Raw genomic sequence first — 21,758 nt, forward strand, 5'->3', positions numbered from 1 at the left:
GCCCGGTCGGGCCGAGGCGTCAGCCCTGGACCTGGTCGAACGCGAAGGTCAGCCGCGCCGAGAGCCGATCGTAGTGCTCGAGCAACTGCTCTGCCGAGTCGCCCCCCATCCACACGAGGGCCAGGGCATAGCTGTAGCTGTCCTGCTCGGGCAGCGAGGAGAGCCACTGCCCTTCTGCCACCTGAACGTCGATCATCGCGCCGGGGAAGTCGGCCTCGAGGGCGGCAACCTCGGCGGGGGTCGGCACCCGGGTCACCCGAGCATCGGCGAAGAACACCCGGTAGAAGAACTTGGCGGCGACGGCATAGTCGCCCTGGCGATGCGGCATGTCGGGGCGCTGCCCCAGGCCCAGGTCGAGGGTGACCTGCTGGTGGCTGATGCCGTCGACCTTCTCGAAGAGGTCGCAGTGGGACTGGGAGATGCGGGTGTTGATCTCGAGCAGCCAGATGCGGTCCTGCACCTCGTCCCAGAAGTACTCGATGTTGAAGGCGGCGTTATCGTAGCCGATGTGGGTCATCACCATCTCGGTCAGCTCGCGCATCCTCGCCTGGATGGGCTCGGGCAGCCCCGAGGGGTAGTGATAGTGGAAGAAGCTCAGCACCTGGGGATAGCGCAGCGAGTCGACGATGCCGTAGCTGACCACCTCGCCATCGAAGACATAGCCCTCGACCGTGCACTGCCAGCCGCCGATGATCTGCTCGGCCATGCAGAAGCCGCCATCCACCGCGGCCACCTCCGGCGGCAGGTCGGCATGCTCGAGCACGGTATTGAAGGGGTCGGCGATCAGGCCGATGGCATCACGCAGCCGCTCGATGGCGTGGTAGAAGTCCTCGGGGGTATCGATGCGAAAGCCCAGTCGCGACCCGGAGGACTTGATCGGCTTGACGAAGAAGGGGAAGTAGAGCCCCGCCTCGCCGATGTGGGTCAGGGCTTCGTCGTCGAAGGGATCGAAGGCGGTGAACTCCGGGATGAAGTCGGGGATCACCTCCTGCTGCACCCGCCGGCTCCAGTACTTGTGCTCGCACTTGAGCAGGCTCGCAAGCGACGTGGCCGTGGTGCCGAAGCGCTCGCAGAGGATCGGCAGCATGGTCGAGACGGGGAAGTCCATGTAGCCGACGATGGCGTCGATGGACTCTTCGAAGGCCTCGAGCTCGGCCGTCGCCTCCGCCAGCATGGCGGCGATGTCAAACTCCTCGGTGTCGTAGACCGCCTCGGGGGCGATGATGCCGTGGAAGCGGCAGCGCTCGGCCCCGCGCAGCGTCTCGAGCCGCTGGCGATTGAAGTCGTTGAGCCCCACCACGAAGATGTTCCTGACGTCCGCCATGCCTCGCCCTCCCGCCGTGCCTCACGACCGGACCGCATGCAAAAGCATAGTCCAGTGCGCGGGCCGCGGGAGGCGCTCGACGTGCGTCAGGTGGAGCGCGGCCCCTCGTCCCGATCGGCATCGCGGCCGCGGGCCAGGCGATCGATGGCCGCGCCGCCCTGCCCGGCCAGGCTCGCCAGCCGGTCGATCTGGTCGTCCAGGCGCGGCAGGGCCTCGCGGCGGTAGCGCGAGAGGTCGTCGATGGCCCCGATCACCTCGCCGAAGGCCTCCTCCAGGGCCTGCATGTCGAGCATCGCCGAGGAGGCGCGCTGCTGGATGTCGACGCCCTGCTGGCGCAGCGCCCGGGCGGTGCCGCCGATCATCTCCGAAGTGGTGGCGTTGAGCGACTCGACGCGGTCGAGCACCAGCCGCTGGTTGGCCAGCGCCAGGGCCACGGTCACCGCCACGGTCAGCGCCGAGACGGTGACGTTGATCGCCCGGTCGACGCCGCGCATCAGCTCGCGGTTGTTGCGGATGATCACCTCGAGGGCCAGCACGCCCTGCTGGCTGACCGCCAGCTGCTGCTGCAGGTCGACGATGCGCTGGCGCAGCGGGAAGAGCAGCTCCTCCTCGAGGAAGCGCCGCGTCGGGTCCTCGGCGTCGCGGCGGTCGATGGCGATCTGCAGGCGATCATCGATGCGCCGCCCCAGGGCAATCTGGCGCGTGAGCCGGGCGAGGGTCTCGCGCAGCGCCTGCTGGTCGTCGTCGAGGGTCAGGTTGTCGCGGCGCAGCATGTCGCGCCCGCCCTCCAGGTCGGCGATGATCGCGTCCAGCGCCTGCTGGGCCGTCTCGAACTTGCGGAAGTAGCGCTGCAGGCGGCTTCCGGCCCCCGGCAGCCGCGCCAGCAGCCGATCCAGCGGCCCCGAGGCGAGGTTGTGCCGGGCGGGGTCCAGCGACTGCATGCGCCCCCGCAGGTCGACCAGCGCCTTGGCCACCGGGCCGCCCTCGTCGCCGTGGTGGGCCAGCTGGCGCAGGGGGGTCTGCAGCATGGCGCTCTGGTGGGCGGCCTGCTGCTGCAGCGCCAGGCCCAGCTCGTCGACGGCGCGGCGCTGGCGCGCCTGGGCCTCGGGGTCGCCGTCGGCGAGCAGCGTCTCCACGAAGGCCCGGGCCTCGGCGTCCAGGGCCGCGTCGTCATCGCCGCGGCCGGCGGCTGACCCGCCCTCCAGGTCGTGGGCGATCTCTTCCACCGGCGGCAGCGCCAGGCGGTCGCCGTCTCGGGGTTGCTCGGTCATGGACACCTCCTGAAGGGATCGGGGAATACAGGGACTCAGGCGGCAAGGCCGTCATGTCGCCGGGCCGGGGTCACGAGCCGCTGCGCCCGTAGCGCTCGGCGCGGGCGACGAAGCGGCTCAGCTCCTCAAGCGCCCGCTCGGCGGACACCGAGGCCTGGGGGCGGCCGGTCTCGATGCGCGCCAGGGAGACCGCGGTGTCATCGAGCACGGTGAGCGCCGCCTCGTTGCGCGCGGCCAGCTCGCCGAGCCGGCGCTCGGTCTCCTCGAGCAGCTCGAGGCGCCGGCGCAGGGCCTCGCGCTCCTGGGTGCCGAGCCGGCGCCCCTCGCGGCTCAGCCGCCGGCGCACGAAGTCGCCGTCCACGTTGACCACGCCGCCGGCCTGGGCCGCCATGGAGTGCAGGGTGTCCACCGCGCCGAGGCCGACCTGGGAGACCAGTTCCCGGGCGCGGGCAAAGGCCAGTTCGCCGCGATCGAAGCGCCCCTCGAGCACGCCCAGCAGATGGCGGTAGCGGCTGTAGAGGCGGTCGGCCTGAATGGCCAGGTCGGGGCGGTGCACGTCGAGCAGCGCCTGCTTGGCGCGACACAGCGCCAGCACCAGGTCGTCCGCCTCGGCCGGCGGGCGGGCGGGGTCGAGCACCTTCAGGCCCGCCTCGTGGGCGTCGCGCTCCTCCTCGGCACGCCGTCGGGCCGCCTCGGCGGCCAGGCGCTCGCGGAAGCGCCGCACCCTGCGCCGTTCGAGGAAGCGGCGCAGGCGACGCTCCAGCGGCAGGGCCACGGGAATCGCCACCAGCCCCGCCAGCCAGCCCCCGAGGGTCGGGCCGAAGCCGCCCCACAGCGAGGTCAGCCAGAGCAGCAGGCTCAAGAAGGGCACGATCAGGCAGTAGCGCAGGATCACCTGCAGCCGGCCCGGCGGCTCGATCGGCAGGGCCAGGCGCGGGTTGATCAGGCCCACCAGCAGCCAGGGCAGGCAGGTCAGGAAGAGGCCGTAGGAGAAGCCCTGGAGGAATCCCAGCATGTGGCGGACTGTCCTTCGTCGTTCGGGAGAAAGGGAGACTAGAGCAGCAGCGTGAGGATCAGGGCCAGGCCCCCCACCACCAGCGCCACGCCCACCGCCAGGACCACCAGCCGGTCAAGCCAGCGATCGACGTCGTGCCAGTCGACGCGCCACCCGCCCCAGCGCCGGCGGGCGCGTCGTCGGGTGGCCCCGCGACGTCGCGCGTCGCGGCCGGTGCGCATGGGGAACATGGTCGAAGTCCGATTTCACCATCATGCCCTGAGCTTACGGCCTGTCGCGGCCGCTGACCACCATCGTCGACGGCGACACGCCCCTCGCGGCCCCTTGCATTCCGCCCCGCGCGCCCCGACCTATAAAAACCAAGCAGGCTAATCAATTTCGGAGCCCTTCCCGCCATGTCACGACTCGCCAACACGCCGCTCTCCGTGCTCGACCTGGCCCCGATCCGCGAGGGCAGCACCATCGCCGACACCTTTCGGGAGAGCGTGGCACTGGCCCGCCACGTCGAGGGGCTCGGCTATACCCGCTACTGGCTCGCCGAGCACCACGGCATCGAGGGCATCGCCAGCGCGGCCACCGCGGTGCTGATCGGCCATGTCGCCGGGGCGACCGAGCGGATCCGCGTGGGCAGCGGCGGCATCATGCTGCCCAACCACCCGCCGCTGGTCATCGCCGAACAGTTCGGCACCCTGGAGACCCTCTACCCCGGGCGCATCGACCTGGGGCTGGGGCGTGCGCCGGGCTCCGACGCGACCACCATGGCCGCCCTGCGTCGCGCCCCCCAGGCGGGGATCGACGACTTCCCCCAGCGGCTGGCCGAGCTCGACGGCTTCCTCGGCGAGGCGCGGCCGGGCCAGCGCGTGCGTGCCGTGCCCGGCCAGGGCACGCACGTGCCACGCTGGCTGCTCGGCTCCAGCGATTTCAGCGCCAGGCTGGCGGCCCGCGAGGGGCTCCCCTTCGCCTTCGCCGCCCAGTTCGCCCCGGCCCGGCTCCAGGAGGCGCTCCGGCTCTATCGCGACCACTTCCGGCCCTCGGCGGTACTGGATCGGCCCTACGCCATGGTCGGCCTGCCGGTGATCGCCGCCGACAGCGACCTGCACGCCGAATACCTCGCCTCCACGGCGCGCCGCAAGTTCCTGGGGCTGATTCGCGGCGCGCCCACCCGCGCCCTGCCGCCCGTCGAGGCGCTGGACTGGTCCCCGAGGGAGCAGGCCCAGGTCGAGCAGTTCCTGGGGGCGGCGGTGATCGGTGGCCCCGAGGCGGTGCGCGACGGCCTGGAGCGCGTCCTGGACGAGACCGGCGCCGACGAACTGATGCTGCATACCGACGTCTATGCCGCCGAGGACCGCCTGCGCAGCTACGAACTGGTCGCCGAGGTGTCGCGCGCATGACCCGACCCGCTTCCCCGCTCGCGGCGCTACGGCGCAGGGCGTTGACCCTGGGAACGATTGCCCTGCCCCGACCTCCAAGGGGCAGCCATCCACGATGTGCCGGCACCGCCAGCGCACGCCTTGATTCCGGAGCTCCGCATGCCCGATTCCCGTGACCCCCGCCACAACGCCGCCTGGCGCGCCGCCCGGCAGTGGCAGGCACGCGCCCGCCAGACCCGCCCGGGCGGCCCGCTGGGAGGCCTGAAGCTGCTGTTCACCTGGCTGCTGTTCGGCGTGATGATGATCGTCGCCATGGTGCTGGGGCTGTTCTTCCTGCTCGTGGGCTGGGCGATGATGCCCTTCCTGCGCCACCGCATGAAGAAGCGCATGGAACAGATGCGCGCCGACCAGGCCCAAGACGTGGGCGGCGGCCCCCAGTATCGCGAGACGGTCTACCGGGAGACCCGCTATCGCGAGAGCCGCCGCGGCCCGGGAGGCGTCCACGAGCAGCAGGTGCTCGAGGGCGACTATGAGGTCCGGGAGGACGCGCGCGGGGATCGCCCTCGCGACTAGGCCCGCGCAACCCGGCGCCGGCTAGCCGATGCCGCCGGCCGCCGTGGGCTCGCGCCAGGCGGCGAGACCGAGGGGGCGCCGCATCGCCCTAGGCCGCCATCACCGCGTCCAGGGCGGCCCGGTAGCCCTGGCTGCCGAGCCCGGCGATTACGCCGTCGGCGCGCAGCGAGACGTAGGAGTGGTGGCGGAAAGCCTCGCGCTGGTGGACGTTGGAAAGGTGCACCTCGATCACCCGACCGTCGAAGGCGTTCAGGGCGTCGAGGATCGCCACCGAGGTGTGGGTGTAGGCGGCGGGGTTGATGATGATCGCCGCGGTGCCGTCCAGCCGCGCAGCCTGGATGAGGTCGATCAGCTCGCCCTCGTGGTTGCTCTGCCGGCAGGTGATCTCCCAGCCGCCCAGGGCCGCTCGCTCGTAGAGGCCGTTGTCGATGTCCTCCAGGGTCTCGTGGCCGTAGACCTCGGGCTGCCGGGTGCCGAGGAGGTTGAGGTTGGGGCCGTGCAGGACCAGTACCTTGTGCATGTCGTTGCCTTCCTTGAGGGTAATGTCGGCTTGAGGGTGATGGCGGCGTGACGCGGGTCAGCGATCACGCCGGCTCGAGCAGCCGCCGCCAGAGCGCGATGACGGCGTCGCGATGCGCCTGGAAGTCGGCGTTGCGCCCGCGCGCCGGGTCACCGGTCAGGGCCGCGCGATGGGCGGCGGTGCGACAGGCCAGGTAGGCCTCGCGCAGGCGCCGGCTCTCCTCGGCGGGCAGTTGCCCGCTCGCCTCGAGGGTCTCGAGGATGCGCATGTTGTCGCTGTAGGCCAGCAGGTCGGGGGTCTCGCGCCCCAGGGAGAGCACCGCGAACTGGCAGAGAAACTCGATATCCACCATGCCGCCGGGGTCATGCTTGAGGTCGAAGTCATCACCCTGGCCCTTGCTGCCCAGGTGGTCGCGCATCTTGTGGCGCATCTTCACCACCTCCTCGCGCAGGGCCGCGAGGTCGCGCTCGCGGCCGAGGATCTCGCGGCGCAGCGCGTCGAAGCGCTCGGCGAGCGCGGGGTCGCCGGCCACCACCCGGGCCCGCACCAGCGCCTGGTGCTCCCACGTCCAGGCCTGCTCGCGCTGGTAGTCGGCGAAGGCATCCAGGGTCGAGACCAGGAGCCCCGAGTTGCCCGAGGGGCGCAGGCGCATGTCGACCTCGTAGAGGCTGCCCGCCGGGGTCACGGCGGTGAGCAGGTGGATGATGCGCTGGCCGAGACGGGTGAAGAAGACGGCGTTGTCGATGGGCCGCGCGCCGTCGGTGCTGCCCTGGGTGGCGCCGTCGTGGAGGAACACCAGGTCCAGGTCGGAGCCGTAGCCGAGCTCGATGCCGCCGAGCTTGCCGTAGCCGACCACCAGGAACTCCGGTGCGCGGCCGCAGCGTCCCCCGCCGCGCCGCTCCGGGAAGCCGTGCTTGCGGGTCAGGTGCTGCCAGGCCATGGCCACCACCGCCTCCAGCACCACCTCGGCGATGTAGGTGAGGTAGTCGCTGACCTTCATCAGGTGGCGGGTGCCGGCGATGTCAGAGGCCGCCACGTGCAGCACCTGGGCGTGCTTGAAGACCCGCAGGGCCTCGAGCTGGGCCTCCTCGTCGTCCTCGGGAATCCGCCCCAGGGCCTGGCGCAGCTCGTCGGCCAGGCGCGCCTTGTCGGCGGGGGTGTAGAGGGTCTCCGGGGTCAGCAGCTCGTCGAGCAGGATGGGGTGGCGCGCGAGCTGGTCGGCGATCCAGGGACTGGCGCTGCACAGCGTCATCAGGTGGCCCAGGGCCTCCGGGTTCTCGCGCAGCAGCGCCAGGTAGGCGGTGCGGCGCAGCACCGCCTCGATCAGCGGCAGCACCCGCTCCAGGGCGGTGTCCGGGGCGTCGCTCGCGGCCACGGCGTCGAGCAGCAGCGGCATCAGGGCATCGAGGCGCTCGAAGCCGATGCGCTGCATGGCCTTCACCGGGCGGGCCTGGCGCAGGGTGCGCAGCCGGCGCACGGCGACCTCGGGCTCGGCCATGCCGGCCTCCTCGAGCAGCGACGTCGCCTCGTCCTCGTCCAGCTCGCCGCGCCACAGGGCGCGCCACTCCTCGAGGCTCGCGGCGTCGGTGGCCTCGGGGGCGTCGTCCTCCTCGACCTCCTCCTCGGGCTCGGCGATCACGGCATCGAAGTGGCGGCGCACCCGCTCGCGCACCTCGTCGAGCCGCGCCATCAGCGCCGGCCAGTCCTGCATGTCCAGCGCCAGGGCCACCCGCTCGCGGTCGACGTCGTCCTCGGGCAGGGTCTGGGTCTGGCGGTCCTCCAGGGCCTGCAGCGCATGCTCCAGGTCGCGCAGGAAGACGTAGTCCGGGGTCAGCTCGTCGACCACCTCGACAGGCAGCAGGCCGAGCTCGGGCAGGCGTGACAGGGCCGTCTCGAGCGAGGTGACCTGCAGCTCGGTATCGCGGCCGCCGCGGATCAGCTGGAAGGCCTGGACCACGAACTCCACCTCGCGGATGCCGCCGGGGCCGAGCTTGATGTTGCCCTGCATGCTGCGCCGGCGCACCTCGCGATTGATCATCGCCTTGAGCTCGCGCAGCGACTCGATGGCGCCGAAGTCGAGGTACTTGCGGTAGACGAAGGGGCGCAGGCTCGCCAGCAGCTCGGCGCCGGCCTCCAGATCGCCGGCCACCGGGCGCGCCTTGAGCATGGCGTAGCGCTCCCACTCGCGCCCCTGGTCCTGGTAGTAGCCGGTCAGGGAGGCGAAGCCGCCCACCAGCGGCCCGCCGTCGCCCAGCGGGCGCAGGCGCATGTCGACGCGAAAGGCGAAGCCGTCGGCGGTCACGGCGTCGAGGGCGGCGATCAGCTTCTGGCCGAGCTTGGTGAAGTACTCCTGATGCTCCAGGGACTTGCGACCGCCTTCGGTCTCGCCCTTCTCGGGGAAGGCGAAGATCAGGTCGATGTCGGAGGAGAGGTTGAGCTCGCCGGCGCCGAGCTTGCCCATGCCGAGCACCACCAGGCGCTGCTCGCTGCCGTCGCGTCGCGGCGCGGGCCGTCCCCAGCGCGGGGCGACATGGGCCTCCAGCCAGCCGAGCGCTCCCTCCAGGCAGGTCTCGGCGAGCCGCGACACGCTGGCCGCGGTGCCCCACATGTCCAGCCCCGGCGGACGGGTCAGGTCGCGCCAGACGATGCCCAGCATGCGCGCGCGGCGAAAGCGGCGAATGGCGGCCTGCAGGGCCGCCTCGTCCTCGGCGGCCTCGAGCCGCTCGTCGAGCCACTGGCGCAGCGCCTCCGCCGAGGGCGGCTCGTCGAGCTCGCCGCTGGCGTCCAGGTGCAGCAGCCACTCGGGGTCGCGCACCAGGGTCTCGGCGACGAAGGACGAGATGGCGAGCACCCGGGCGAGCTGCCGGCGACGCTCGTCCGACAGCGCCAGCCAGCCCTCCAGCGGGGAGTCGCCCCCGGTCATCCCGGCCAGGTTCTCAGCCTCGCCGAGGGCGCTCGCCAGCCGGTCGCGGGTTTGCGCCAGGGGAGCCTTCAGCGGCTCGGGGATGTCATCCAGCGGCAGGAAGTCGTCGGGCAGGGCCATGGGCGTCTCGCATCCGGTTCTCGAATGCCTTCAGCATAAGCGAAGCCGCCCCCGCCCCATACCCCGGCCGCACGCCTCAGGCGAGGAATTTCTGCCAGGCCAGCAGGCCCCAGGTCAGCCCGGCGAGGGCGAGTGTGAGCATCACGGCCGCCGAGCCGATGTCCTTGGCCCGGCCGGCGAGCTCGTGACGCTCCGGGCCGATGCGGTCCACGGCGCACTCCACGGCGCTGTTGAGCAGCTCGACGATCAGCACCAGCAGGCAGCTGCCCACCAGCAGGATCCACTCCACCGGCGCCTCGCCGATCCACACCGCCAGCGGCAGCAGCAGCAGGCAGGCCAGCACTTCCTGGCGAAACGCCGCCTCGTGGCGAAAGGCCGCGGAGAGCCCCTTGAGCGAGTAGCGGGTCGAGTGGATCAGGTGGCGCCAGCCGGTATATCCAGGCTTCATGTCGGTCGCTCCAGGGCAGGGCTTAGGGCTTAGGGCTTAGGGCTTAGGGATTAGGGCTTAGGGCTTAGGGACTCAGTGGGCCTCGATCATCGCCTCGAGGTCGGCGGCCAGGGGATCGAGCACCTGGCGCCAGTTGAGCCAGGGCGTCGAGGCGGTGCCGTTGACCAGGGCGCTGAACACCCCCCACTGCCCGGAGCGGGTGCGGAAATAGCCGCCCACGGCGCGCACCGCCACCGGCTGGTTGAGGGTGCCGGTCTTGAGCATGACGTGGTGCTGGAAGGTGGGCGAGCCGCGCCGCAGGAAGCGCATCACGCCGTTGCCTGGCGACTGCAGGGCGGCGACGAAGCTCGGGAACAGCGCCGGGCGATGGTACATGCGCTCCAGCAGGGCCGTCACTCCGGCGGCCGAGGTGCGATTCTCGGGGGTCAGGCCGCTGCCGCTGCGCAGGGTGATGGGGCCGTGGCCGGGGATCCCGGCCGCGAAGGCCTCGAGCGCCGCCCCGCCCTGCTCGAGGCTCGCCCGCGGCGTCTCGACCAGGTTCAGGGCCAGCACATCGGCCATGAAGTTGTTGGAGTAGTTGAGGGTCCTCAGCAGCAGCTCCTGCAGCGGCTCGCCCTCCACCGCCGCCAGCCGACGGGCCTCGGCCGGCGGCTCGCTGGCCACCACCGCGACGCCGCCGTCGAGCGCGATACCGGCCTGCTGGAGCATCGCCTGCAGGGTGTGGGCGGTCTGGCGGGCCGGGTCGGAGCTCGCCCGGTAGACGTGACGCGGCCGGGCGTTGGTGGAGATCTGCCCGCGCAGCACCATGACGTCGCCGCTGTCGCCCAGTATCCGCTCGGCGCTGAGCTCGGTGCCGCTGTCGTCGGGCAGGGTCTCGACGCGGTTGTCGATCTCGACGATCGGCGAGCGGCTGTCGCAGCTGTTGATGCGTGCCGGCTGGCCGGGCGCGACGGCGGGCGCCACGGCGACGCACCAGCTGCCGAAGTTGACCCCCGCCGAGGAGAGCAGTGCGCTGTAGGCGTTGGCCACCCGGGAGTGGGCCTGGCAGCGGTCGGTGGTCAGGCAGGCGACCGGCCCGTAGCGCCACTGGCTGATCACCAGCCGCCCCTCGACCCGCCGCACCCCGGCCTGGTGGAGGCGCTGCACCAGGCGCCACAGGTCCTCGCTGGTCAGGGCAGGGTCGCCGCCGCCGTCGAAGATCAGGTCGCCGGCCAGCACCCCCTCGGCGTCGGGCGCGGCCGTGCTCACCAGCCGGCTGGTGAAGCGATGCTGGGGACCGAAGCGCTCCAGCGCCGCCGCCGCCACGTAGATCTTGGAGACCGAGGCCGGCGAGAGCTGGCGCTCGGGCTCGATGGCTCCCAGGCGCTCGCCGCTGCCGAGCAGTCGCGCCTCGGCGCCGACCAGAAAGCCTCGATCGGTCAGCTCGGCGAGACGCGAGAAACCGCTCGCCTCGGCGAGCAGGGGCAGCAGCGCGAGCAGGGCACAGCAGAGCGATCGGCGGAACATGGAACCTCCGGGGCGTACGGGAGGCGTCAGCTTAATGGGCGGAGACGGAAGAGAACACCTGAATCACCACCACGCCGCCAACGATCATCGAAAGGCCCAGCAGCGCCGGCAGGTCCGGCTTCTCGCCGTAGACCAGGATCCCCACCAGGGTCACCAGCACGATGCCGAGCCCGGCCCAGAAGGCGTAGGCGATGCCCACCGGCAGCGTCTTCAGCACCAGGGCGAGCAGGTAGAAGGCGAGCCCGTAACCGGCCAGCACCAGCAGGCTGGGCCACAGCCGCGTGAAGCCGGCCGAGGACTTCAGCGCGCTGGTGGCGACCACCTCGGCGACGATGGCGAGAGCCAGATAGAGATAGGTCATGTTGCCTCCCGTTGTGTCAGCCGGCGACGCATCACGCGATCGAACGCCGTGTTGAAGACCAGGGCGTAGCCCAGGAAGAAGAGCATGAAGCCGAGATCCAGCCAGAAGGCCTCGACCAGGCCGATCTCGAGCCACCAGGCCACCACCGGCAGGGTGGCGACAAGCAGGCCGAGCTCGAAGCCCAGCGCTTGGGCGATGCGCTGGACCAGGGTGCGCCGCCGGGTCGGCACCCAACTATCGAACAGCCGGTTCCAGACCAGGTTCCAGAGCATCGCGGCGCTGGCGAGCCCCACCGCCAGCACGCCCAGTGCCCCGGTGTCGTGACCGCTGAGCACGCTGCTCAGCGGAATCACGATGACGAGGCCGATCGCCTCGAACAGCACCATGTGGGTCACGCGCTCTTTCCAGGAACGCATCATGCACCTCCATCACCTTGGACGGCCGAGGCCCGCGGGCCTCGACGATGGCCCGCATTCTAGCCATGATGGCGATGGATACGAGTTAGAATCCATCAGGAAAACAGATAGGTCGCTCATGCGCTGGAGCCTCGATCAGCTGGAGATCCTCATCGCCTGCGCCGAGCAGGGGTCGTTCTCCGCCGCCGCACGCCACCTGGGGCGCGCCCAGTCGGCGATCAGCACCGCCATCGCCCACCTCGAGGCCGACCTGGACTGCCCCCTGTTCGATCGCAGCGCCCGGCTGCCCCGACTGACGCCCGCCGGCGAGGCGCTGCTCCACGAGGCGCGAGCGGTGATCCGCCAGTGCCAGCGACTGGAGGCGCGCGCCCAGGCCATCGCCCAGGGCGAGGAGGCCCGGCTGGTGCTGGCCATCGACGAGGCCCTGGTGGAGATGCCGCCGGTGGACGCGACCCTGGAGGCGCTGGCCCATCGCTACCCGGCGCTGCAGCTGACGCTGCTCTACGGCGCCCAGGGCGACATCGCCGGCTGGGTGGAGGATCGCACCGCGGACGTCGGCATCCTGCTGAGCCAGCAGGCGCGCGGCCCGCTGTTGGAAGGCCTCCGCATCGCCCACCTGCAGCAGGCGCTGGTGGTAGCCCGCACCCACCCGCTGGCCGCACTCCCCGCACCGAGCCTCTACGACCTCGCCACCCACCGCCAGCTGCTGATCGCCTCACGCGGCGAGCGCGACGCCCGGACACCGCTGGCGACCCGGTTCTGGCGGCTCAACAGCTTCTACTCCATGGCCGAGCTCGCCACCCGGGGGCTCGGCTGGGCGCTGGTGCCGCGCCATATCGCCCGCTACCCGCCCTTTCGCGACGACCTGGTGGAGCTCACGGGGGAGGGGCTCGGCACGGCGCCGGTGATCGAGGTGGAGATGGTCTCGCGCCGCGACGGCGCCGACGGCCCCATCGCCCGCTGGCTGTGCCGCACCCTGGGCGAGCGCTTCCGGGATCGCCGAGGGGGATGAGGCCGAGGTGTCGGCCCCCTGCCGAGCGATCACCCCCGGCCGGTGGGCACGAGCTCCGGGGCGTGGGGCAGCTCGACCACCAGCCGCCACAGCGCCTGGCCGCTGGCGTGGTACTTCTGCTCGAAGGGGGTCAGGCACTCGGGTCCCGGCGCGTAGGGTTCGGCCGCGGCCGCCACGCCGGTGGCCCGGGTCACCGCCAGGGCGAACTCCTCCACGTAGATTCGCCAGTTGGAGCGCAGCTCCAGGCGCCCGCCCAGCGCCAGGATCGCCGGCAGCACCGGGTGGCCCTGCCAGCGCATCTTGAGGTGCGTGGCCTTGGGATAGGGGTTCGGGTAGAGCAGGTAGTGGCGCTGCGGGCGCCAGCCGGCGTCCAGGGCCAGGCGCCAGAGGTCCACGAGGTCGGCGCGCACCAGCAGGGCGTTGTCCGGCAGGCGGCCGTGGTCCCGGGAGAGGCGATCGGCGCTGCGATCCACGCCGATCACCGAGGCGTCGGGAAAGCGCTCGGCGAGCCGACGGCTCGAGAGCCCCACCCCGCAGCCCGCGTCGAGGATCAGCGGCGCCGCGCCGCGCCCGCCGAGCCAGTCGCTGGCCTCGGCGAAGGCCTCGCGGGTGTGGGCGGCGAACGGCTTGCGCAGGGGGTGCGCCAGGGCGCGGTCCACGCGGCGCGCGAGATCGTCGTGGGGACCGGTCTGGGGGCTGTCGATGGCGCGCGAACGGGCAGTCATGGCGGCGGGCTCGAGGCGAGAGAGGGCGACGTATTCTACCAGCCGCGCGTGACAGTGCCAGGCAGGGGCGCCAGGGGCCCGGCATGACGCCAACGCGGGCCGGGTGCTATCATCGACGGTCTGACATTGCAGCCACGACATCAACCGCACAACGAGGAATCCGGCTTGCCACACTTACCGGTGATCGTCGGCATGGGCGGCGTGAATCCCGCCGGCCGAACCTCGGGCCACCAGGCATTTCGCCGCACCGTGCTCGATGCCCTGCCCGAGGACGTTCAGGCCCGTACCCTGCTCGGCCTCGCGGCCATGATGCGCCTGGCCGACGGCCAGGCCGACGGCACCTGGCAGGACGCCCAGGGCCAGGTCCTCGATGCCGCCGAGATCGTCGAGCAGACCCGCCAGCAGGTGCTCGACCATACCCTGGTCCGGCGCATCGAGGACGCGCGCTTCAACGAGGAGGGCCTGCCGGCCAACCGCAAGGCGAGCCTCGCCCTCGACGCACCGCTGACCTTCCGCATCCGCCGCCGCCAGCTCCCCGACGACCTGCCGGCCACCTGGCAGGTACGCGAGCTCGACCGCCAGCATCTGGAGGTCACCGTGCCGGCCGGCAGCATGGACGTGATGCTGCCCGAGACGCGACAGGCTCAGGTGCGCGCCGCCGGCCAGCTGCCGACCGGGTTCGAGCCGAGCCGCCTCTATCGCAGCGTGCACCACCCCCGCGGCCTGGCGATGACGGTCTTCGCCGCCAGCGACTGCCTGGGCGACAGCGGCCTGGAGTGGGACGACCTGCGCGACCGCCTGGATCCCGACGAGATCGCCGTCTATGCCGGCAACTCCATCGGCCAGCTCGACGACGAGGGCTGGGGCGGACTGCTCAAGAGCTTCAGCGCCGGCAAGCGCGCCACCTCCAAGCAGATGCCGCTGGGCTACGGCCAGATGCCCGCCGACTTCCTCAACGCCTACGTGCTCGGCAGCGTAGGCGGCACCGGCGCGGCGCTGGGCGCCTGCGCCAGCTTCCTCTACAACCTGCGCCTGGGCGTGGACGACATCCGCGCCGGCCGCCGTCGGGTGGTGATGGTCGGCACCGCCGACGCCCCGATCACCCCCGAGATCATCGAGGGCTTCCGCAGCATGGGAGCGCTGGCCGACGACGACGGCCTCAAGGCCCTGGACGCGCTCGAGCTGCTCACCGACGCGGACTACCAGCGCGCCTGCCGCCCCTTCGCCCGCAACTGCGGCTTCACCATGGGCGAGTCCAGCCAGTTCGTGATGCTGATGGACGACGCCCTGGCGCTGGAGCTCGGCGCCGACATCCTCGGCAGCGTGCCGGGGGTGTTCGTCAACGCCGACGGCTGGAAGCGCTCGATCTCGGCCCCGGGCATCGGCAACTACATCTCGCTGGCCAAGGCGGCCGCGCTGGTGCGCGACATGCTCGGCGAGACCGCCCTGCGCCAGCGCACCTTCCTGCACGCCCACGGCACCAGCACGCCCAAGAACCGCACCACCGAGTCCCACGTCTTCGACCGGGTGGCCCGCGCCCACGGCATCACCGACTGGCCGGTGGTGGCGGTGAAGGCCTTCGTCGGCCATGCCCAGGGCAGCGCCGCCGGGGACCAGCTGACCAGCGCCCTGGGCAGCTTCGCCCACGGCCTGCTGCCCGGCATCTTCACCCTGGACGCCGTCGCCGACGACGTGCACGCCGAGCATCTGCGGCTGTTCCGCGACCCGCTGCCCTTCACCGCGGACGCCGCCTTCATCAACGCCAAGGGCTTCGGCGGCAACAACGCCACCGGCGTGGTGCTCTCCCCCGCGGTCACCGAACGGCTGCTGGCCAAGCGCCACGGCGAGGCCGCGATGAGCGACTGGCGGGCGCGCCGCGAGGCCACCCGCGAGGTCGCCGCGGCCTACCAGGACAGCGCCGACCGCGGCCATTTCCAGGCCCGCTACCGCTTCGGCGAAGGCGTGCTGGAGGGCCCGGAGCTCGAGGTGGGCCGCGACCGGATCCATATCCCCGGCTACGCCTGGCCGGTCTCGCTGGCCGTGGACAACCCCTTCGGACGCCTGGAGGACGAGGAAGACGCATGACCACCGCCGTCTACCCGGGGACCTTCGACCCCATCACCAACGGCCATCTCGACCTCATCGAGCGGGCCGCCCGGCTCTTCGACACGGTGGTCGTGGCCATCGCCACCAGCCCCGGCAAGGGGCCGGCCCTGGACCTCGACACCCGCATCAGTCTGGCCCGGGAGGTCGTGGCCGGGCTCGACAACGTCGAGGTGGTCGGCTTCTCGGGGCTGATGACCGAGTTCATGAAGCAGCGACAGGCCCGGGTGCTGCTGCGCGGCCTGCGCGCGGTCTCCGACTTCGAGTACGAGCTGCAGCTGGCCAACATGAATCGCGCCCAGATGCCCGAGCTCGAGACCGTCTTCCTGACGCCCGAGGTCGAGAACTCCTACATCTCCTCCACGCTGGTCCGCGAGATCGCCCGCCTCGGCGGCGATGTCTCCCAGCACGTGCACCCCAGGGTCGCCGAGACGCTGAACAGCCATTACAATGCCTGACTCCGGCGCTCGGGATTGTGCCCGAGCCCGCTTGCCGGCCAGCGACTTCCGTGAGGTACCCCATGGCCCTGATGATCACCGACGAGTGCATCAACTGCGACGTCTGCGAACCCGAATGCCCCAACGGCGCCATCTCGCCGGGGGAAGAGATCTACGTCATCGACCCCAACCTGTGCACCGAGTGCGTCGGCCACTACGACGAGCCGCAGTGCCAGCAGGTCTGCCCGGTGGACTGCATCCCGCTGGACCCGGCGCATGCCGAGAGCCGTGACGAGCTGATGGAGAAGTACCGCGTCATCACGGCGGCCTGATCTCGCCGGACGCCTCGCCCCGCTGAATCCCGCACGTGCCTCCGGCACGAGAACGGCGCCCCGCTCATCAAGCGGGGCGCCGTTCTCGTGGGTCCGTCGAGACGGCCCGGCACGGACCTGCACCACGACCTACATCTCGTCGGCGCGCCGGCTGATCTCGCACCCCAGGCAGCGGCGGAACGTCGCCTCGGCGGGCGTCTTGATCAGGGTCTCGGCGGCGGTGTCGACGTTGCCGCCCAGGGCCGAGAACGGCAGCGAGACCAGGAAGACCGCCGTGCCGCCCAGCGTGGCCACCGCCAGCAGCGGTCGGGCGAGCAGGGCATCGGCCACCATCGCCCCGCCGCTCGGCCGGATCCCGTCATCGTCGCCGACGGCCATGGCCGGCAGGCTGCCCAGCAGCAGTCCCGTGACCGTCAGGCCGACCATCATGCGCTTGCCCAGTCGCTTCATCATGTTCACTCCTCATGCGGATGACTTGCCCCCACCGGCGAATCCCGGCCCTCGTGGCCCTGGCCTGCGCGTGGCGCACCTGCGGACCAGCGCCTAGACTCACCATAAGTTACACAAGTTCACAGGGTTCCCTAACAGGGTAGCTGGCTTTTGCCCCCTGCCCAGTAGCGCGGGCGCTGCCCGCTCCATCCCGAGGAGCGTCTGATGACACGCCTGCTCGCCATCGCCGCCCTGGCCACCCTCCTCGCCGTCCCTGCCCTCGCCCAGGAAAGGCGGAGTGGCCCGCACGAGGGCCCCTACCTGGGCGCCGGCATCGGCCACGCCACACTGGACAACGCGCCCCTCGACGGACTCGAGCGCCTCGGTGCGAACGCCGATGACAGCGATACCGGATACACGCTGTTGGCCGGCTACCGGTTCACCCCCCACGTGGCCGTCGAGGCCGGCCATATGGACCTCGGCGAAGCCTCCACCCGCGGGGCCGACGGCGCCGGAGGCACGCCAGGCATGGAGGGCGTCACGGCGGCGCTGATCGGCAGGCTGCCCATCGCGAACGGATTCAGCCTCCACGGCAAGCTGGGCGTGATCGCCTACGACACGGACCTCGACCTCGACGCCGAGATCGACGGCCAACCCTACGACGTCGGCGCCGACGAGGAGGGGACCGATCCCTTCTATGGCATCGGCGCCGAGTACGCGATCCAGCGCCTGCTGATACGCGGCGAGTACGAGCGCTACGACATCGGCGAGAGCGGCGAGGACGTCGAGATCGACCGCTTCTCCGCCAGCGTCGGCTACCATTTCTGATCGCCACCCGCCCCGCCTGACGGCCCCGCTTTCCGGCGGGGCCGTTGCGTTACGGGGCGGGACACGACACCCTGGCGCGTTTGACCCTCGAGGGACCGCCGTGACGTCGACCAAGACCGCCGGGGCACCGACGCGCATCTGGGCGCTGGCCTGGCCGATCATCCTCTCCAACATCACCGTGCCACTGCTGGGGCTCGTCGATACCGCCGTGGTCGGCCACCTGCCCGACTCGCGCTATCTCGCCGGGGTGACCCTCGGCGCCACGCTGTTCGGCTTCCTCTACTGGGGCTTCGGCTTCCTGCGCATGGGCACCACCGGCCTCACCTCCCAGGCGGCGGGGCGCGAGGCGGATGGCGAGGTGCGCAACCTGCTCGGCCAGTCGCTGCTGCTCGCCCTGGGGATCGGCCTGGCGCTGATACTGGCCGGCGAGCCGCTGGTGCGGTTCGGGCTGTGGCTGCTCGACGGCAGCGCGGCGGCCACCGAGCTGGCCGCGGAATATGCCCGCATCCGCCTGCTCTCGGCGCCGGCGGTGCTGGCCAACTACGCCATCCTCGGCTGGTTCCTCGGCCAGCAGAACTCGCGGGTGACGCTGGCCATCCTGGTGCTGACCAACGGCGTCAACATCGCCCTGGACCTGCTGTTCGTGGTGGGGCTCGGCATGACCAGCGACGGCGTGGCCTGGGCCACGGTGATCGCCGACTACACGGCGCTGGCCTTCGGCCTGTGGCTGGTCGCGCGCCAGCTCCGGGGGCTCGCCGGGCGCTTCCGGCGCAGCCGGCTGCTGCGGCTATCCGCCTACGGCGAGCTCTTCTCGGTCAACGCCAACCTCTTCGTGCGCACCCTGGGCCTGCTCTTCGCCATGGCCTTCTTCACCTCCCGGGGCGCCGCCCAGGGCGACATCGTGCTGGCCGCCAACGCCGTGCTGCTGCAGTTCATCATGCTGACCAGCTACGCCCTGGACGGCTTCGCCCATGCCGCCGAGGCGCTCACCGGGCGGGCCGTGGGGCGCCGGCGCTTCGACGAGTTCGGCGAGGTGGTCGGCAGCGCCGCGCGCTTCTCGCTGATCACCGCCACCGCGGCCGCCCTGGCCTTCGCCCTGGGCGGCGAGGGGCTGATCGCGCTGCTCACCGGCCTGCCGGAGGTGCGGGAGACAGCCGGCGCCTACCTGCCCTGGATGGTCGTCATGCCGCTGGTGGCAGTCTGGAGCTATCTGCTGGACGGCGTCTTCATCGGCGCGACCGCGATCCGCGAGATGCGCAACAGCATCTTCGCCGCCCTCGCCGTCTACCTGCCGCTCTGGTGGCTCACCCAGGGGCTCGGCAACCACGGCCTGTGGCTCGCCTTCCTGGCCTTCGCCGCCGTGCGCTCCGGGGTCCTCGCCGCCTACTACCGCCACCATCGCCGCACCCGCTGGTGCCATGACGCGACGGCCGCCCCCGTTGACGATGCGCCCCGCCCCGGGTAGCACAAGCCTCTGAGGTTGCGATACGTTCTGTCGGGCACGCCATACACCACAACAGAACAAGGGAACCCTCATGCTCAAGGCTCTATCGCGGCCGGCCGTGAAGCTGGTCGAGAAGTACCTGCCCGACCCCTACATCTTCGTGCTGCTGCTGACGGTCATTGCCGCCGCCGCGGCCATCGCCGTGGAGCGCCAGACGCCGCTGGCGGTGCTGCGCTTCTGGGGGGACGGCTTCTGGAACCTGCTGACCTTCTCGATGCAGATGCTGCTGGTGCTGGTCACCGGCTTCATGCTGGCGAGCTCTCCCCCCGTCAGCCGCCTGCTGCAGCGCCTGGCCGGCCTGGCCAACAACGCCGGCGCCGCCATCCTGCTGGTGACCCTGGTCTCGCTGGCCGCCAGCTGGATCAACTGGGGCTTCGGCCTGGTGGTCGGCGCGCTGTTCGCCAAGGAGCTGGCCCGCCAGATCAAGGTGGACTATCGCCTGCTGGTAGCCAGCGCCTACTCTGGCTTCGTGGTCTGGCACGGCGGGCTCGCCGGCTCGATCCCCCTGACCATCGCCACCGAGGGGCACTTCACCGCCGAGCAGATCGGCGTGATCGGCACTGGCGAGACCATCTTCTCGCTGTTCAACATCGCCATCGTGCTCTGCCTGTTCGTGGCGGTGCCGCTGGTCAACCGGCTGATGCTCCCGGACGAGAAGGAGAGCGTCTACATCGACCCCGCCCTGCTCGGCGAGACCGAGACGGCCAGGCCGCGCATCGCTCGCCCGGCGGAGCGGCTCGAGAACAGCACCACGCTGGCCTGGCTGGTCGGCATCCCGGGCCTGCTGTTCCTGGTCGACCACTTCCTGCTGCGCGGCGGCGGCCTCAACCTTAACGTGGTGAACCTGCTGTTCCTGTTCCTGGCGATCGTGCTCCACCGCACGCCCCAGAGCCTGCTCAACAGCCTGCAGGAGGCGATCAAGGGCGGCGCCGGCATCGTCATCCAGTTCCCCTTCTACGCCGGGATCATGGCGATCATGGTGCAGTCGGGACTCGCCGAGACCCTCTCCAGCGCGCTGATCTCGTTTGCCACCGAGGCGACCCTGCCCTTCTGGTCCTTCATCAGCGCCGGCATCGTCAACATCTTCGTGCCCTCCGGCGGCGGCCAGTGGGCCGTGCAGGCGCCGGTGATGCTGCCGGCCGCCCAGGCGCTGGGCGTGGACATCCCCCGGGTGGCCATGGCCGTGGCCTGGGGCGACGCCTGGACCAACCTGCTGCAGCCCTTCTGGGCCCTGCCGGTGCTGGGGATCGCCGGCCTCAAGGCCAAGGACATCATGGGCTTCTGCCTGATCCAGCTGCTGATCACCGGCATCATCATCACCATCGGCCTGAGCTGGTTCTGAGCCGCTCCTGACGCTGCCCACCGCAACGCCTCGCTCCCGCTGCCGGGGGCGAGGCGTTATGCTTCATGAAACCCTCACGAGACCGACGCGATGGACGACCAGACCCTCCCCGGCCAGCACGAACTCTCGATGACCGTGCTGATGACCCCCGACATGGCCAACTTCAGCGGCAAGGTGCACGGCGGTGCCATCCTGAAGAAGCTCGACGAGGTGGCCTACGCCTGCGCCAGCCGCTACGCCGGCCACTACGTGGTGACGCTCTCCGTCGATCAGGTGCTGTTCAAGCAGCCGATCCACGTCGGCGAGCTGGTCACCTTCCTGGCCAGCGTCAACCACGTGGGCCGCTCCTCCATGGAGATCGGTATCAAGGTGGTCGCCGAGGACATCCGCCAGAAGATGATCCGCCACACCAACAGCTGCTACCTGACCATGGTCGCCGTCGACGCCCACGGCAAGCCGGCGCGGGTGCCGCCGCTGCGGCTGGAGACCTCGCTGCAGAAGCTGCGCTTCGAGAAGGCGGCCCTGCGCAAGAAGCTGCGCAAGCAGGCCGAGGAGGAGGAACGCCGTACCCAGGAGGAGCACGCCGAGCGCTGAGCGACGATGGCGCTCAGCCGCAGTCGATGGCGGTGATGCGATCGCGATCGTCCAGGCGCACGTTGAGGCGATCCCGGCGGTAATCGAGGGTGGCGACCGTGCCGGGATGCAGCACCCTCAGGGTGGCCGCGCCGCTCTCGGCCTGGAGGGTCTCGCCGAGGGCGGCGGTGAAGCGCTGCCCGACCCGCGCCTGGAGCGCGGAGGTATCGCAGTCGTTGCCAGCGGCCAGGCCGGGCGGCGGCGGCGCGGGCGCCGGATCGGGTGTGGTCGATCCGCCAGCACAGCCGGCCAGCAGCAGGGCAGCGACGAGCGCCGAGAGGGCCTTCGATGGCATGGGCGTCTCCTCTTCCATGATGGGGCCCCGGCGCGCTCGCCGGGCCCCGTGGGTGGGCTCAGTAACTGGATTCCTGGATGGCCTCGCCGCCCTCCTCGATGTCCTGGCCGGCGCCGCGGATGGTGTTGCAGCCGCTGAGCAGCGATGCGGTGAACAGCGCCACGAGCCCCAGGGCGAGTATCCGTTTCATGCGTACCTCCTCATGCTTTCCGATATGGGGTGAACGGGTGATGCCCCTTCAAGCTAGCACGCGAGTGCCGTCGCCATCGAA

24 protein-coding genes are annotated in these 21,758 nt (G+C 71.2%); 10 read left to right on the plus strand and 14 right to left on the minus strand.

The annotated features are described in order from the left end of the window. Positions 1-19: 19 nt before the first annotated feature. The 4 genes from FIU83_RS15500 to FIU83_RS15515 form a co-directional block, all read right to left on the minus strand. On the minus strand, positions 20-1,324 hold the full coding sequence (locus tag FIU83_RS15500; protein ID WP_152484881.1) for an acetyl-CoA carboxylase biotin carboxylase subunit family protein: 1,305 nt from the start codon (positions 1,322-1,324) through the stop codon (positions 20-22). 86 nt (positions 1,325-1,410) lie between these two features. Continuing rightward, the gene (locus tag FIU83_RS15505; RefSeq protein ID WP_152484882.1) at positions 1,411-2,595 is read right to left on the minus strand and encodes a toxic anion resistance protein; all 1,185 of its coding nucleotides are present in this window, start codon (positions 2,593-2,595) and stop codon (positions 1,411-1,413) included. Between the two features lie 70 nt (positions 2,596-2,665). Continuing rightward, on the minus strand, positions 2,666-3,610 hold the full coding sequence (locus FIU83_RS15510; protein ID WP_152484883.1) for a cobyrinic acid a,c-diamide synthase: 945 nt from the start codon (positions 3,608-3,610) through the stop codon (positions 2,666-2,668). A 38-nt stretch (positions 3,611-3,648) separates the two neighbouring features. Further along, positions 3,649-3,840: a hypothetical protein gene (locus FIU83_RS15515; RefSeq protein ID WP_152484884.1), complete on the minus strand. Its 192-nt coding sequence runs from the start codon at positions 3,838-3,840 to the stop codon at positions 3,649-3,651. 165 nt (positions 3,841-4,005) lie between these two features. Between FIU83_RS15515 and FIU83_RS15520 the strand changes: the two genes are divergently transcribed. Next, complete coding sequence (locus FIU83_RS15520) at positions 4,006-5,001, plus strand: LLM class flavin-dependent oxidoreductase (RefSeq protein WP_152484885.1); 996 nt, start codon at positions 4,006-4,008, stop codon at positions 4,999-5,001. Between the two features lie 138 nt (positions 5,002-5,139). Then, a complete protein-coding gene (locus FIU83_RS15525) occupies positions 5,140-5,553 on the plus strand; it encodes a hypothetical protein (RefSeq protein ID WP_152484886.1) in 414 nt (137 codons plus the stop codon). Between the two features lie 88 nt (positions 5,554-5,641). Here the strand turns inward: FIU83_RS15525 and aroQ are convergent, their stop codons facing one another. The 6 genes from aroQ to FIU83_RS15555 form a co-directional block, all read right to left on the minus strand. Then, on the minus strand, positions 5,642-6,073 hold the full coding sequence (gene aroQ, locus FIU83_RS15530) for a type II 3-dehydroquinate dehydratase (protein WP_152484887.1): 432 nt from the start codon (positions 6,071-6,073) through the stop codon (positions 5,642-5,644). Positions 6,074-6,137: 64 nt separating this feature from the next. Further along, on the minus strand, positions 6,138-9,116 hold the full coding sequence (gene glnE / locus FIU83_RS15535) for a bifunctional [glutamate--ammonia ligase]-adenylyl-L-tyrosine phosphorylase/[glutamate--ammonia-ligase] adenylyltransferase (protein WP_152484888.1): 2,979 nt from the start codon (positions 9,114-9,116) through the stop codon (positions 6,138-6,140). Between the two features lie 76 nt (positions 9,117-9,192). Continuing rightward, the gene (locus tag FIU83_RS15540; RefSeq protein WP_152484889.1) at positions 9,193-9,564 is read right to left on the minus strand and encodes a diacylglycerol kinase; all 372 of its coding nucleotides are present in this window, start codon (positions 9,562-9,564) and stop codon (positions 9,193-9,195) included. Positions 9,565-9,636: 72 nt separating this feature from the next. After that, on the minus strand, positions 9,637-11,070 hold the full coding sequence (dacB, locus tag FIU83_RS15545; RefSeq protein WP_152484890.1) for a D-alanyl-D-alanine carboxypeptidase/D-alanyl-D-alanine-endopeptidase: 1,434 nt from the start codon (positions 11,068-11,070) through the stop codon (positions 9,637-9,639). Positions 11,071-11,101: 31 nt separating this feature from the next. Beyond that, entirely contained in the window at positions 11,102-11,431 is a 330-nt protein-coding gene (locus tag FIU83_RS15550; RefSeq protein ID WP_152484891.1) for a multidrug efflux SMR transporter, read from the minus strand. After that, positions 11,428-11,847: a PACE efflux transporter gene (locus tag FIU83_RS15555; RefSeq protein WP_152485404.1), complete on the minus strand. Its 420-nt coding sequence runs from the start codon at positions 11,845-11,847 to the stop codon at positions 11,428-11,430. The genes FIU83_RS15550 and FIU83_RS15555 overlap by 4 nt, the downstream gene beginning before the upstream one ends. Before the next feature lie 118 nt (positions 11,848-11,965). Between FIU83_RS15555 and FIU83_RS15560 the strand changes: the two genes are divergently transcribed. Next, the gene (locus FIU83_RS15560) at positions 11,966-12,859 is read left to right on the plus strand and encodes a LysR family transcriptional regulator (protein WP_152484892.1); all 894 of its coding nucleotides are present in this window, start codon (positions 11,966-11,968) and stop codon (positions 12,857-12,859) included. Between the two features lie 29 nt (positions 12,860-12,888). On the opposite strand, the gene FIU83_RS15565 is transcribed toward FIU83_RS15560, so the two are convergent. Continuing rightward, complete coding sequence (locus tag FIU83_RS15565) at positions 12,889-13,584, minus strand: tRNA (guanosine(46)-N(7))-methyltransferase TrmB (RefSeq protein ID WP_152484893.1); 696 nt, start codon at positions 13,582-13,584, stop codon at positions 12,889-12,891. 192 nt (positions 13,585-13,776) lie between these two features. Here FIU83_RS15565 and FIU83_RS15570 point away from each other — a divergent pair, with 192 nt between their 5' ends. The 3 genes from FIU83_RS15570 to FIU83_RS15580 all read left to right on the plus strand — a co-directional run bounded on the left by FIU83_RS15570 (position 13,777) and on the right by FIU83_RS15580 (position 16,456). Next, positions 13,777-15,669 (plus strand): beta-ketoacyl synthase, encoded by a 1,893-nt coding sequence (locus tag FIU83_RS15570; protein ID WP_152485405.1) that lies wholly within the window; start codon positions 13,777-13,779, stop codon positions 15,667-15,669. Beyond that, positions 15,666-16,145, plus strand: coding sequence for a pantetheine-phosphate adenylyltransferase (gene coaD / locus FIU83_RS15575; RefSeq protein WP_152484894.1), 480 nt, complete (start codon positions 15,666-15,668; stop codon positions 16,143-16,145). The genes FIU83_RS15570 and coaD overlap by 4 nt, the downstream gene beginning before the upstream one ends. 62 nt (positions 16,146-16,207) lie before the next feature. Further along, positions 16,208-16,456, plus strand: coding sequence for a YfhL family 4Fe-4S dicluster ferredoxin (locus tag FIU83_RS15580; RefSeq protein ID WP_152484895.1), 249 nt, complete (start codon positions 16,208-16,210; stop codon positions 16,454-16,456). Between the two features lie 129 nt (positions 16,457-16,585). On the opposite strand, the gene FIU83_RS15585 is transcribed toward FIU83_RS15580, so the two are convergent. Continuing rightward, the gene (locus FIU83_RS15585) at positions 16,586-16,909 is read right to left on the minus strand and encodes a hypothetical protein (protein ID WP_216645042.1); all 324 of its coding nucleotides are present in this window, start codon (positions 16,907-16,909) and stop codon (positions 16,586-16,588) included. Between the two features lie 201 nt (positions 16,910-17,110). On the opposite strand from FIU83_RS15585, the gene FIU83_RS15590 reads away from it, so the two are divergent. From FIU83_RS15590 to FIU83_RS15605, 4 genes are all read left to right on the plus strand, one after another. Beyond that, positions 17,111-17,713 carry a porin family protein gene (locus FIU83_RS15590; RefSeq protein ID WP_152484896.1) on the plus strand — a complete coding sequence of 201 codons (603 nt, stop codon included), beginning with the start codon at positions 17,111-17,113 and terminating at the stop codon, positions 17,711-17,713. A 100-nt stretch (positions 17,714-17,813) separates the two neighbouring features. Continuing rightward, positions 17,814-19,178: an MATE family efflux transporter gene (locus FIU83_RS15595; protein ID WP_152484897.1), complete on the plus strand. Its 1,365-nt coding sequence runs from the start codon at positions 17,814-17,816 to the stop codon at positions 19,176-19,178. Between the two features lie 70 nt (positions 19,179-19,248). Next, a complete protein-coding gene (locus FIU83_RS15600) occupies positions 19,249-20,559 on the plus strand; it encodes a short-chain fatty acid transporter (protein ID WP_152484898.1) in 1,311 nt (436 codons plus the stop codon). A gap of 90 nt (positions 20,560-20,649) precedes the next feature. Continuing rightward, a complete protein-coding gene (locus tag FIU83_RS15605) occupies positions 20,650-21,153 on the plus strand; it encodes an acyl-CoA thioesterase (protein ID WP_152484899.1) in 504 nt (167 codons plus the stop codon). 13 nt (positions 21,154-21,166) lie between these two features. Here FIU83_RS15605 and FIU83_RS15610 read toward each other — a convergent pair whose 3' ends face one another. Further along, positions 21,167-21,487, minus strand: a complete 321-nt coding sequence (locus FIU83_RS15610; RefSeq protein WP_152484900.1) for an I78 family peptidase inhibitor — start codon at positions 21,485-21,487, stop codon at positions 21,167-21,169. Positions 21,488-21,545: 58 nt separating this feature from the next. Continuing rightward, entirely contained in the window at positions 21,546-21,677 is a 132-nt protein-coding gene (locus FIU83_RS15615) for an entericidin A/B family lipoprotein (protein WP_152484901.1), read from the minus strand. Positions 21,678-21,758: the final 81 nt, after the last annotated feature.

This window comes from Halomonas sp. THAF5a, from assembly GCF_009363755.1.
Lineage (GTDB): Bacteria > Pseudomonadota > Gammaproteobacteria > Pseudomonadales > Halomonadaceae > Halomonas.